Genomic DNA, 12646 nt, shown 5'->3' with positions numbered 1-12646 from the left:
GTTAAGGGGTATTCGGGTGTATATCATTCAGCGTGGTATGGAAATGGTTAAATAGGATAATCGACTTTTTTTCTAGGTCATGATTAGGGATAATTGGTTCGGGATGAAAGTCTTTTCCATGAATGATGGGTTCATAGTCTCCCGCAGCAGGGTCAAGGTGACTTCTGCTATATCGTTGTTCGGGATGGCGCAGTCTATATGCTTGTAAATCATCTATTGTTTGTTCCGCCGAGTCTGTTGCATCATGAAACGTCTCTTTTTCGATGACTGAAAAAATAGGTTTGTGCTTCACGTTGCCCGCCTCCACTTAAATTTGTATTACCACTTGTTTTCCCGAAATCTAGTCTGTTAAACCTGTAGATAATAAAAAACGCAAGGCACCATTTCTTCTGGGGCCTTGCGTTTTGTTTAATTTTGTTGGGGTACACGGACTGTCCAACGAGAAAAGTCCGGATCTTCTTTTTGAATCATTTCTTTCGGATAGATGAACGTCCATGGTTTCGTCGTATTTGCTTTGACAGATAAAGAGTCAAGTGTAAAGGAACCACGTGCGATTAAATCACCAGTTGCATCGAGTAATTCAAGTGGGAGTTGCTCGATATTGATTTGTTTAGAATGTCCATTGCGGATGAAAACAGATGCAGCAATGCTACCATCTTCTTGTTGTTTTACTTGGAATCCACTAATGTTCACTTCACGCGGTTTCAATTTGGGAAGACCTGCAACAACAGTTGCAAGAGCTTCTTTCTGTTCCTCCGGTAAACCATCTTCCCATGCCTGTTCCAATTCGAGCTTATGCGGCACCATTGATTGAACATTGAATGCTAGTTTCCAATTTTCTGTAGGTGGTTGTTCCGAGAAAATATTGTCCTTCGTAAAGACGAACACCCAAGGTCTTGCACTGCGCGCTGGAATATCGCCTAGTTCGGCTAAATTGAATTCGTCGGATGCCAGTGTATGTCCTTCTTCATCAAGTAACATCAGTTCAACTGAATCGACAGAAATCGGTTGGTCGAGAGAAGAACGGAAAAAGGCTTTGACGAGCCAGCTACCATTTGCAGGCTCCACATCGATGTCGATACCCGATAAAGAGATTTGGTTCGGCTGTAGCGGCTCAAGTTCATTCGACAGGAAGCGGAAGACGTACTCTTGCTCCTGCGGCACATTCCATTCCGGATGTAGAGATAGTGTCGTTTCGATTTCGTTTGTCGTTGCAGCATCGTTTACATTGTCGAGAATTTCTTCTGAACCGATTGTGCTATCTAATCCGGTTTTTTCAGCGTTTTTAAAAAATGAGAAAAGTTTCATTGTAGTGCCTCCCGTTGTTCCATAATGCGTTTCATGAAGCCAATTACCTCAGATGCGATATTGCGACGGAGTTTTTGATAGTGACGACCGAATAATTCGAGGCCTTCTCGTTGATAAATTCGCATCGGGTCTTCTTGTCCATATGAACGGAGACCAATTCCTTCTTTCAGGCGTGTCATCACTTCTAAGTGTTTAATCCACATGGAGTCGATATATGACAGCATCACTTGTGGAATGAGCTGATTGACTTGTTCATTGTCAGCGAATGACTCAACGTAGTCAAGCAAGTCCGCAAGTGGTATTTCATAGAGTTTCAGAATGTCAGTTGTTTTATCAAGGGTCCGTGGGATGGTGACAGGCGCTAATAATAAGCCATTCATCGTTTGTTCAATCCGTTCGAAATCCCAGTTATCCGCGATATCTTCTGGTGGACAACTATCAAAGACCACAAACTCAACAGTCTCGGATAGCATCGTTGTCAATTGCTCTAGAATAGCTTCACGTTCAAGCACTCGATCTCGGAGTGAATAGATCACTTCTCGTTGGTCATTAATGACGTCATCGAGCTTTAAGTTATACTCCCGCATAGAATAGTGTGCACCTTCTACAATGCGTTGCGTTCGTTCAGTGAGTTCACTTACTTCTGAATTCAGGACAAGTCCCTTGTCATCTGTTGTTACTTTTTTAAGGAACTTTTCAAGCTCTTCTTTAGCAAAACGTTTGAACATATCATCTTCAAGAGACAGGAAGAATTGGCTTTCACCATGATCGCCTTGTCGACCGGAACGGCCTCGCAACTGGTTGTCTACTCGTCGGCTTTCGTGTTTTTCTGTGCCAAGTACGAACAGTCCACCGCGATCTTCGACACCTTCACCAAGTACGATATCGGTCCCGCGTCCAGCCATATTCGTTGCTACTGTAATTTGCCCGAGTTGTCCAGCCTGAGAAATGAGTTCGACTTCTTGCTCGACACTTTTGGCATTTAGTAGGTTATAGCTAAGTTTGTGCTGGTCTAAGTATTCAACAACTTTTTCTGACTGTAAAATAGATGTCGTCCCAACAAGAACGGGTTGCCCAGTTTGATGGCGTTTGGCAACTTCTTTCGCCATTGCTTCGTATTTATGTTCAATGGTGTCGAATACAAGATCAGGCGAGTCGATACGCGCGCGTGGGCGGTTTGTCGGAACTTGAATGACATCCATGCCATATACTTCGCGGAATTCTTTTTCCTGTGTCTTAGCAGTCCCTGTCATTCCGGAGAGCTTCGGATACATACGGAAATAGTTTTGAATGGTCACTTGTGCTTGCGCCTTGTTTTCCTCGGTAATGGGCAGGCCTTCTTTCGCTTCAATTGCTTGATGGAGTCCATCAGATAGCGTACGACCTTCCATAATACGTCCTGTAAACATATCGACAAGTTCCACTTTTTGTTCTTTGACGATATAATCGACGTCTCGTTTGAAGATGACAAATGCGCGTACGGCTTGAATCATATAGTGGTACAGTGTTTGGTGCTCTAAATCATAGAGGTTATCGATGCCGAAAGCTTTCTCGACTTTTTCGATGCCTGTTTCAGTTAGGGAAGTGGCTTTTGTTTCATCATCATAATCGAAATCGATGCCTTGTTTAAAACGCTTCGCAAGTCGAGCGGCGATAAAATGTAAATCTTCGTCTGCTTGTGTTTTTCCAGCTACGATAAGTGGCGTTTTTGCTTCATCGACAAGCACACTATCGACTTCGTCAATGATGGCAAAATGATACGGGCGCTGTACTTTTTGGTCGATTTGCTGAGCCATATTATCTCGCAAATAGTCGAAACCAAATTCAGTTCCGACACCGTACGTAATGTCTGCTTGGTAGGCAGCTTGTTTTTCAGGGCTCTGCATCATCGGTACGTTTAAGCCGACAGTGAGGCCGAGGAAGCGGTGAATTTGCCCAATTAACTCGTAATCTCGCTTTGCTAGATAATCGTTCACTGTAATGACATGAACGCCTTTGCCTTCAAGTGCACGGACATACGAAGGTAATGAGGCAACGAGTGTTTTCCCTTCACCCGTTGGCATCTCCGCGATATTCCCTTCTGTCAGTACGATACCGCCGATTAGTTGTACATCAAAATGACGCATACCAAGAATTCGCTTGGAAGCTTCGCGAACAACGGCGAAAGCATCAGGAATAATCGTTTGAATTTTTTCACCAGATTGAATGCGTTCCTTCAATACAGCCGTCATATTTGTGAGCTGCTCGTCTGACATCGCTTCGTATGTAGGTTCTAACTTATTTATTTGTTGAACAACTTTCCGATATTTTCGGAGTTGTCTTTCGCTCGTGTGAGTTGACCGTTTAAATATAGATAACATGCATGACGCTCCTTTTTCCGATCCCTCGAAAGGACCCGTCCTCATTTTATCAAAAACAATGGTAAATGACTACCTTAACAAAAGTACTGCAAATATAAGGAAGAGCATAGATGGGATAGTGGGAACCAGAAGGGGGAAAGATACGTTATAAGAAGGATGGCGGAGGAAAAGATAGAAAAAAGATATTTCTAGTAAAGTGCTTTCTATGTCCCGACATGTTATACTACTGTTAATCTGATATAATATTGATTTTTTTAGGGAGGAAGGACATGTTATTCCTTGCAATGGCTGCTGCATTTGTAGCGTCCATCATACTTACCCCACTCGTCATAAAATTGGCGTTTCGGATTGGAGCTGTCGATCGTCCGAACTATCGAAAAGTTCATGCTGCGATTATGCCGCGTATAGGTGGTCTGGCGATATTTGGTGCATTTATACTCGGTTATGTGCTGTTACGACCGGAAGATACAGATGGACATGCGACTGGAATTTTAATAGGTGCTGTCATTATTATTGTGACAGGTTTTCTTGATGATATGCTTGAAATTACGGCAAAAGCGAAGGTTGTTGGTCAATTGGCTGCTGCAACGGTCGTCGTTGTTTGGGGCGGCTTGCAGATTGAAACCATCAATTTACCGTTTATTGGTGTGCTTGATTTTGGCTATTTAAGTATCCCTATCACGATTATTTGGATTATCGGGATTACGAATGCCATTAATTTAATTGACGGCTTGGATGGCTTGGCGGCAGGTGTGTCGACAATTGCCCTCATTACAATGGCTATTATGGCGCTAATCATGAAAGATGTATTCGTTCTTGCAACGGCTGCGATTCTTGCGGCAAGCGCATGCGGTTTTCTATTTTATAACTTTCACCCAGCGAAGATTTTCATGGGGGATACAGGGTCATTATTCCTGGGCTTCATGATTTCAGTACTGGCATTATTAGGCTTTAAAAACGTTACGATGGTAGCATTGATTATCCCAATTATTTTGCTTGGTGTTCCGATCTCAGATACATTCTTTGCAATTGTCCGGCGGATTCGCATGAAGCAACCGATTTCGGCGCCAGATAAATCGCATTTACATCATTGTTTATTGCGGACAGGTTTCTCTCATAGGCAGACGGTGTTAATCATTTATGGATTAGCGATTATGTTCGGGGTTGCAGCTATATTGTTTTCACAAGCAACAGTGTGGGGGGCTATCCTCTTGATTGTGGTTATGCTCATTGCCATTGAACTGCTCGTTGAAATCATCGGACTAGCGGGCACGAATTACAGGCCACTACTCAATCTTGTTCGCATGATCGGCAAGTAATACAAACTGTTAGTTAAAAGGTATTCAGAAAATCCAGCCACGCACCTCATTCAGGTAGCATGGCTGGATTTTTGTTTTTATATACATAGAAAAGCGCCGTTTATATACTCTATTTAAAAAGTAAAAGTCCAGGCAAAGGTCGCCTGGACTTTTCATTCGCTTTACGATTATTCGTCTGCAGTAGCGGCTCTATTGAAGTTAGAACTACTGTTTGTAAGATTAGAAGAGTCGGGAATCAGTCCAATATGTGCTTGTAAAAGCTGTTTAACTTCTTCTAATTCAACTTCATCAAGCTTCCAGTAATAAGTGCCTGTCGACATGTCATCTTCTCCAACTAGGGTGATAGGGTCGACTTTAGGCATACCGCCTTTTACGTATTCAATGAATGACATCATTTCTTTAAATGTCATGTCGGTTTTCATATTGTCGCCAACCGCATCGATGACATCACCGTATTTGGTAATCGATTTAGCAGAGACAGCTTCCTTCATAATCGCCTGTAAAATCATTTGCTGACGTTTACCACGTTCAACATCACTATCTGCTTTACGTGTTCGAGCAAGTGCCAGTGTATGCCTACCGTCAAGACGTTGGAGGCCTGGTTCAAGCTGGATCGTATTTTCATCATTTTCATCTTTTTCAAGTCTTCTGTAAGGGACCTCGACTTCGACACCGCCAAGTGCATCGACTACGTCAATAAACGCATTGAAGTTCATTTTCACATAGTAGTCAACGGGGACTTCGAATAGTTCTTCGACCGTTTCAATGGTCGCTCGAGTGCCACCACGTGCATGTGCATGATTGATTTTGTCGCGCTTGCCAATCTCCGGGATATAGACATAAGAATCACGCGGGATGCTGACCAATTTGACGGATTTACTTTTCGGATTTAAGGTAGCGAATAGTAAGGCATCCGAACGGCTATTGCTATCTCCTTGGTGTCGATTTTCACTATCATCCACGCCAATGAATAAAATGGAAACATTATCTTTTGCAGGTTCGACCTTCGTTTCACGCATATCTGATTTCGTTCGATTAGATACGGCTTCATAGGCACGTTCGGCAGCGCCCGCCGCTTTTTGTTGCAGGGCAATGGCATAGGCAGCGACGACAAGAAATGCTGACAACGTCACAAAGAGTAATATTTTAATAGTTAACCGATTACGAGACGTTTTTTGTTGTTTTTTAAAGTCTTTTCTTTTCATGCATAGTTCCTCCAGGTTCGACTTTAGAGGATAGTTCTAACAGTCGATCATATAAGTGATAGGTGACGAAATCAAATCACCTCGTCTAGATAGCTGAACATTGTATATTCTCTATAAAAGCACAATCTCATTCATTATACTACTTTATTTGCAAGGCGTAAAATTTTCAAACATCGAACTCACGAAATTCGTTTCCTGTGGATATAATGCTCGCTTGACCATTTGTAATTTCTGTCATCCATGCGATGAATTTGTCAGTATCAGCTGTCGGCACATAGACGAAGACATTTACATCATCGGCGTAATCGATGTCTTTTAACAAATAGGCAGATTGTCTTGTTTCGTTTTCGACTTTGCCAAGCCATGTATAATCGATTGTTACTTTCATTAAATCGTGTAATCGCCGCTCGACAACACCAGTGGCGGCGATGCCTTCTGTCGTTGCACGTCCATATGCGCGGATGAGCCCGCCCCCTCCAAGTTTAATGCCCCCGAAGTAGCGCGTCACGACGACGACCGTATCTTTTAGCCCTTGTTTCTTCAAAACTTCAAGCATCGGTACGCCTGCTGTTCCTGACGGTTCGCCGTCGTCATTCGCCTTCTGGATGTTATCATGTTCACCAATCATATACGCCGAACAGTTATGCGTGGCGGTAGGGTGCAACTTTTTTATGTCCTGAATGAAATCGAGTGCAACTTTTTCTGTTTCAGCACGTTGTACATAAGTGAGAAATCGGGACTTTTGAATTATTAGCTCACTTTCACCGTATGGTTTAACTGTATAATAATCTGCTCGCATTTGCGATACCTCCATCAACTGTAATACAATTTTAATATTCAATGTGTCCTATGATGATATAATAAACGAAGTGTGCGAGAAATACACTATTCCTGTATGGTTTTATGTATAGTGGGATTTGTAGCTTGGAAGGTTGGAGGCAACGAAATTGAATGAAAATACGATTGATATTCAGTTTTTGGAGAAGATTTTTGAAAACATGATGCACACGATGGATCAATCCAAAAATGATATTTTTATTATAAGCGAACAGAGTCGTAAAAATTTCGCAGATGTAGAAGAAGAGCTTGCAGCGATAAAAGAAGATATTTCCCGGGTAATTACTGAAGGAGATTATTTGGAAACGAAGACTCGCCATTCTCGTCGGCGCCTTGCCGATGTTTCTAAAAACCTAAAGGATTTTTCGGAAGAAGAAGTGAGGAAAGCTTACGAAGTTGCGAATGATTTACTTGTTAAGCTCTCCATCAATCAGATGGAAGAAAAGCAATTGCGTGTTCGCCGAGATGAGTTAGACAGACGGCTTATGGGGTTGCTTGAAACAATCGATCGGGCCGATCAGCTCGTTACGCAGGTGACAGCGGTTATTAATTACTTAACGTCTGATTTGAAAAATGTTGGTGAAGCACTCGAAACGGCTCGTCATAAACAGGAATTTAGTATCCGAATTATTCAAGCGCAAGAAGAGGAGCGCAAGCGGTTATCACGTGATATTCATGATGGCCCTGCGCAAATGTTAGCGAACGTATTGATTCGCTCGGGATTGATTGAAAAGACGTTTGTTGAGAAAGGGCCAGAGCCTGCTTTGTCCGAATTGGAGAGTTTGAAGGGGATGGTGCGAGGAGCACTTCATGAGGTGCGCCGTATCATTTACGATTTACGACCTATGGCATTGGATGATTTAGGAGTTATTCCAACATTGAAAAAGTATTTATCGACAATCGGGGAATATGAATCGGATGTAGACATTCATTTTCAAGTAAGCGGTAAGGATCAGCGGATGGACTCGAATTTCGAAGTATCGGTGTTCCGTTTAGTGCAAGAATCTGTATCAAATGCGTTGAAACATGGGAAGTCCAAGGATATATGGGTGAAAATTGAGTGGCTTAACGATATAATGAATATTATCATTAAAGATAATGGACGAGGATTCGATCAAAAAGAAGTGAAAGAGAAGTCGTTCGGTTTGATTGGTATGAAAGAACGTATCGAACTGTTGAAAGGCGAGATGGAGATTATGTCAACGCTTGGTACGGGGACAACCGTATTTTTCCGCATACCACTACAAAGTGATGAAGCTTGACGAATAGATACATTGGGAGGAAATGAACATGACAAAAATATTAATTGTAGATGACCATCAGTTATTCCGTGAAGGGGTCAAACGCATTCTTGATTTTGAAGATTCGTTCGATGTTGTTGCTGAAGGGGATGACGGCAGCGAAGTAAATAGCTTATATGAACAATACAGACCTGACGTTGTGTTAATGGATATTAATATGCCGCGGATGAATGGTGTCGAAGCGACGGAGCACTTAGTAAAGGATTATCCGGATGCAAAAGTCATTATACTATCCATTCATGATGATGAGTCGTATGTGTCTCATGCACTGAAAACGGGTGCACTTGGTTATATGTTGAAAGAGATGGATGCGGATGCAATCGTTCAAGCGATTAAAGTAGTCGCGGCGGGCGGTTCATATCTTCACCCGAAAGTGACGCATAATCTTGTGACAGAATTCCGCAGACTGAGTGAACGGGAGCATAAGGGATCGTTCCAACAAAATGATATTCGCCGACCGCTTCACTTGTTAACAAAACGCGAATGTGAAGTTTTGCAATTATTGACGGATGGCCAAAGTAATCGTACGATCGGCGAGACGCTTTTCATTTCGGAAAAGACTGTTAAAAACCACGTGTCGAGTATTTTGCAAAAAATGAACGTTAATGACCGAACACAAGCAGTTGTCACAGCGATTAAAAATGGATGGGTCGAAGTGAAATAATCGATTCAATCATTAGAAAAGAGAGAGGGCCTTCCGGTTGGAGCGGCCCTTTTCGATACGCAAGAAGAAAAGATTGATATGCAGGAGGAAAAAAGATGAAGAAAATTGTAGGATTTATGTTGTTGGCGGTTGTTTTAGTGCTAGGTGCATGTAGTAAAGATGAAGAAACACCGTCGACACAAGGTTCAGCTAATGACGGCGAGGCGACAAGCGGCTATGGTTCGATTGACCATGGTGTAGAGGATAAGGAAGTCGGCTTCAATATGATGGGTGGTACGATTGAAGAAGCAGCAGATGTACCGGCAGAAGAGAAAACGCAAATTTTAGAGGTTTTCAACACGTATATTGATGCATTTAATGCGAAAGACATCGATGGCTATATCGATACGCTGTCGGAGCATACGGAAAGCTTTGATAAGATGCAAGAGCGTGCTGATTTGGAAGAGGCGTTTAGTCAATTCGATATTCAACGTGAAGTGTCTGATGTAACAATTGTGAAATATGATGACAGTGAAGCACAAGTATTTTCGAATTTGAATACGTCGATGAAACAATCGTCTACAGGTCTTGAAACGAATCCAAGCGGTCGACAAGTGACGGTGTTGTCGAAAGAAGAAGGTAAGTGGAAAGTATCTTCGATTCATTATATCGGGGACGATGAGAGCAAATAAGTAAACATAGGGCTCCTGGCTGTTATTCAAGCTAGGGGTCTTCTTGTTGTATAGGAAACTATAAAATCCTTGTACTGTGGATAAGTGAGTATATAGAACGCACCCGATGAATAGCCATTTACTTGCATAAACCATTGATGAGAAATGCTTCAACTCTTTATTTTCACTGAACGATTTCCGGTTTGCTTTCGGTGGATGATTCACGACAGCTTTAGGGGAGGAATCAATACCCGCTGTTTGAAGGGCGAGTATGTCTAGAAATGACACAGTCATATCTAGACATACTCGTTTTCATAATGCTGTTGTGAATCAGTACCTGTCGCATCCCTATACATAGAAACATCCCGATAATCGTATAGAAATTGTTCAATTCCAAAGTGTTCCGGAATCAATTGTTATAAAGTGCCTAGTATATAATTTAGTTGCTTTTTGGGTTAATCAATAGATGTGTACATGGAGATTACCCGTTTAGGCTACAACGCTTTTGTTCTGTAAAGGACGAGTTTTGCATCATTGCACAAAGTTTCCAACAATCGATTGGTTGATTTTCTTTGCGGACATACATACAATATAAATAAGAACATATATTCTATTTGGAGGAGGAATCATAATGGAATTAATGCGGGCGGAGGTCTTACCGTATTTTGAGAAGGCGATTTATTTGCCAATGTTGCTAACCGTGTTAAAGAGCGATTTAGAGTCGATTGAAAAAGGCCCTTTCAAGTTAAAAGGGCCTTATGTCAAAATGCTTGAAAGTGCGACGAAGCGTGTAAGAAGTGAATTAAAAGGCACAGAGAAGTACTTACACAGTCATAATATGAAAGTCATCCGTAATCAGATGGACGACTTATTTACAGAATACATTTTTGCGCATGATGATTGCCAGGATCATCGGCGTTATTTGAATATTAGACTTCGCAATCATACAGAAGAGTTGCTTGATAGCTATCTTCGGTGGGCAGACAAGTGAGCCCGACGTTATGAAGAAGGCGGAGGAGACATAAATATACTATTTGGTGGTACAAAGGATGATTTGCTCAATTGTTTTTGTTTTTTCAAAAAACGTTTTTCGAGCAAGCCAGCAAATGTGTATTGCCGAAACATCGTTGTTGGAGAAGCGTTTAGCTTGATCGATTGATTATTTTCTAAGTAAACAATGCTTCCCAAGTGATCGGGTTCAATGTAATCGATGGCGTGATAGGAAAACCAGACATTTTGTTCAGATCTCGGCGATAATGTTGGCAAAAAGATGTAAGGAGAGCCGAAACCAGACGCTAAAATAATCGGTGTTTTATGGCGGTTTCCAAGCATGAGTCTTGCTGAATTGATAGAATTTTGTAAAGATCCCCCATAAAAATCACAGGACTTTCTTACGATATGTATCGGTTTTTTAGGAATCAAAAATTCTCGATTACGTTCAACGACGCGAGTTGCGAGTTTCCCGTCTTTGTTTACGGGCTGTAACATAAATGTGTCAAAGGATACGATATAATTAGTCATATAGTTCTCATTCTGCAAATAGATGCACCCCTTATTTTTTGAATATAATACCTATTATAGGGAAAAAAATAATAAATGCAATATGTTATTTGAATAGTTAGAACTATTATTGAATTCAGATCTATATACCTAAGTGTTGAGGAAAGTACAGCAATTGGAGAGGGGAAGTCTTTAGACGGGTTTGATTGGAGAAAATCTGCTGGATTGACAGGGAAAAACCGTTCACTGATTGTAGTGAACGGTTTACGGAGTGCAGTTGGATTAATGATAGTCAATGGCAGCGGCAGCGAGCGTTTTTGCTGCAACGAGCATGGCATTTTCATCAAAGTCGAATTTAGGGTGGTGATGTGGAAAAGGCTGCTCAGGTTGAGCACCTGTGAAGAAAAATGTCCCAGGTACTTTCTCCAAATAATAAGCAAAGTCTTCGCCGCCCATTTGTGGTGGACTTTCGATAACAGCCTTCACACCAGGGATTTGTTCGGCTACTCGTTTAAGATGCTCTGTTTCTGTTGCATGATTGACAACAGCAGGGTAACCGCGTTTGTAGTTCAATTCAATTGTGCAATCATGCGCAATCGCTGTGCCATCAATAACGCGTTGCATCTCTTGTTCCATTAAGTCACGGATATGTGGACTAAATGAGCGTACAGTCCCGCTCAACTTGGCGGAGTCGGCAATGATGTTGAACCCATTGTCTGAAACAAATGCACCAACGGACAGCACGGCAGATTCGATGGGATCGACACGACGGGCTACAAGTTGTTGCAAATTCATGACGAGTTGCGAACCGATTACGATGGCATCTTTTGTCTGGTGTGGCGATGCACCATGACCACCAGCACCTTGTATGGTAATGTCAAATCGATCAGCTGCCGCCATAATTGGGCCCGCCGCATAGCCAATCGCCCCAGAAGGCGTCATGGACCAAAGATGTGTGCCGAAAATAACATCTACACCGTCGAGGCAGCCATCTTCAATCATTGCTTGTGCTCCACCAGGAGCTAACTCCTCGGCATGCTGGTGAATGAAGACATACTCGCCTGCTAGGTTTTCATGCAATTCATGGATTGCTTTAGCAACTTGCAGTAATGTGGCAGTATGCCCATCATGCCCGCAAGCATGCATGACACCAGGCACCGTCGATTTATAAGCGACGTCTTTTTCGTCTTGAATAGGCAATGCGTCAAAGTCTGCTCGCAAGGCAACGGTTTTGCCGGGTCTACCACCTTTAACACGGGCAACAACGCCATTTCCACCAACGCCAGCCCGTACCTCAATGCCTAATTCTGCATAGAAATCATGTATATATTGTGCGGTCTTGTGTTCCTTAAAAGATAGTTCGGGATGCATATGAAGGTGTCGACGGGTGACCACCATATCCTCAAATGCATTGTCTAGTTTTTCAAAAAGTTGTTCTTTCATGTGACGACCCCTTCCGAATTCATACTAGTTAGATGATTAACCATTCTATTATAACAAAC

General features: G+C 42.2%; 12 protein-coding genes. 5 read left to right on the top strand and 7 right to left on the bottom strand.

From position 1 onward, the window contains the following. Position 1: 1 nt before the first annotated feature. The 3 genes from MKY34_RS20950 to secA2 form a co-directional block, all read right to left on the bottom strand. Complete coding sequence (locus tag MKY34_RS20950) at positions 2–292, bottom strand: hypothetical protein (protein WP_342513040.1); 291 nt, start codon at positions 290–292, stop codon at positions 2–4. A gap of 116 nt (positions 293–408) precedes the next feature. After that, complete coding sequence (locus MKY34_RS20945) at positions 409–1308, bottom strand: accessory Sec system S-layer assembly protein (RefSeq protein WP_342513039.1); 900 nt, start codon at positions 1306–1308, stop codon at positions 409–411. Then, positions 1305–3668 carry an accessory Sec system translocase SecA2 gene (secA2, locus tag MKY34_RS20940; RefSeq protein WP_342513038.1) on the bottom strand — a complete coding sequence of 788 codons (2364 nt, stop codon included), beginning with the start codon at positions 3666–3668 and terminating at the stop codon, positions 1305–1307. Before secA2 ends, MKY34_RS20945 begins: the two co-directional genes overlap by 4 nt. Before the next feature lie 269 nt (positions 3669–3937). Here secA2 and MKY34_RS20935 point away from each other — a divergent pair, with 269 nt between their 5' ends. Next, the gene (locus MKY34_RS20935; protein WP_342513037.1) at positions 3938–4987 is read left to right on the top strand and encodes an MraY family glycosyltransferase; all 1050 of its coding nucleotides are present in this window, start codon (positions 3938–3940) and stop codon (positions 4985–4987) included. A gap of 167 nt (positions 4988–5154) precedes the next feature. Here MKY34_RS20935 and MKY34_RS20930 read toward each other — a convergent pair whose 3' ends face one another. Both MKY34_RS20930 and MKY34_RS20925 read right to left on the bottom strand, forming a co-directional pair. After that, positions 5155–6192, bottom strand: a complete 1038-nt coding sequence (locus MKY34_RS20930) for an LCP family protein (RefSeq protein ID WP_342513036.1) — start codon at positions 6190–6192, stop codon at positions 5155–5157. A gap of 166 nt (positions 6193–6358) precedes the next feature. Then, positions 6359–6991, bottom strand: coding sequence for a YigZ family protein (locus tag MKY34_RS20925; protein ID WP_342513035.1), 633 nt, complete (start codon positions 6989–6991; stop codon positions 6359–6361). A gap of 148 nt (positions 6992–7139) precedes the next feature. Here MKY34_RS20925 and MKY34_RS20920 point away from each other — a divergent pair, with 148 nt between their 5' ends. From MKY34_RS20920 to MKY34_RS20905, 4 genes are all read left to right on the top strand, one after another. Continuing rightward, positions 7140–8291, top strand: a complete 1152-nt coding sequence (locus tag MKY34_RS20920; protein ID WP_342513034.1) for a sensor histidine kinase — start codon at positions 7140–7142, stop codon at positions 8289–8291. A 28-nt stretch (positions 8292–8319) separates the two neighbouring features. Beyond that, positions 8320–8994 (top strand): response regulator transcription factor, encoded by a 675-nt coding sequence (locus tag MKY34_RS20915; RefSeq protein WP_342513033.1) that lies wholly within the window; start codon positions 8320–8322, stop codon positions 8992–8994. Between the two features lie 95 nt (positions 8995–9089). Further along, entirely contained in the window at positions 9090–9665 is a 576-nt protein-coding gene (locus MKY34_RS20910) for a nuclear transport factor 2 family protein (RefSeq protein ID WP_342513032.1), read from the top strand. A 610-nt stretch (positions 9666–10275) separates the two neighbouring features. Then, complete coding sequence (locus MKY34_RS20905) at positions 10276–10635, top strand: hypothetical protein (RefSeq protein WP_342513031.1); 360 nt, start codon at positions 10276–10278, stop codon at positions 10633–10635. A gap of 8 nt (positions 10636–10643) precedes the next feature. Here the strand turns inward: MKY34_RS20905 and MKY34_RS20900 are convergent, their stop codons facing one another. Further along, positions 10644–11165 carry a competence protein ComK gene (locus tag MKY34_RS20900; RefSeq protein ID WP_342513030.1) on the bottom strand — a complete coding sequence of 174 codons (522 nt, stop codon included), beginning with the start codon at positions 11163–11165 and terminating at the stop codon, positions 10644–10646. Positions 11166–11426: 261 nt separating this feature from the next. Next, positions 11427–12587, bottom strand: coding sequence for an amidohydrolase (locus MKY34_RS20895; protein ID WP_342513029.1), 1161 nt, complete (start codon positions 12585–12587; stop codon positions 11427–11429). Between the last annotated feature and the right edge of the window lie 59 nt (positions 12588–12646).

The organism is Sporosarcina sp. FSL K6-1522 (genome assembly GCF_038622445.1).
Taxonomy (GTDB): domain Bacteria; phylum Bacillota; class Bacilli; order Bacillales_A; family Planococcaceae; genus Sporosarcina.
The sequence above is the reverse complement of the archived record's forward strand: the minus strand, read 5'-3'. Positions and strand labels throughout refer to the sequence as shown.